This window comes from Shewanella hafniensis (assembly GCF_019655335.1).
GTDB classification, from domain to species: Bacteria; Pseudomonadota; Gammaproteobacteria; order Enterobacterales; family Shewanellaceae; genus Shewanella; species Shewanella hafniensis.
In genome coordinates, this window is record NZ_BPFD01000292.1 from 1 (window position 1) to 255 (window position 255).

The 255-nt window shown below is 48.2% G+C and carries 1 pseudogene; it reads left to right on the forward strand.

Features of this window, described 5'->3' with window-relative positions:
* Nucleotides 1-255, forward strand: a pseudogene (locus K5Q99_RS22320) (IS4 family transposase); the annotation flags it as partial.

Consider the following 255-nt stretch of genomic DNA (forward strand, 5'->3'; position numbering starts at 1 on the left):
TGGTACAAAGAGGTTGAGGCGCATGGTTGGTTTTGGCTAAGCCGTATTCGCGGTACAGTTCAATTTGCAGATATTGGCGCTGAAAATTGGCGTGCAGTTCGCAGTACACATGACTTGGCCAACGGTCAAGCGAAGAGCCTGGGTTGTAAGACCTTGACCAAAACTAACCCTATCAATTGCCATCTCACGCTTTATCGTAGCAAACCTAAGGGGCGTACAAATCAGCGTTCAACGAGGACTAATTGCCACCATCCA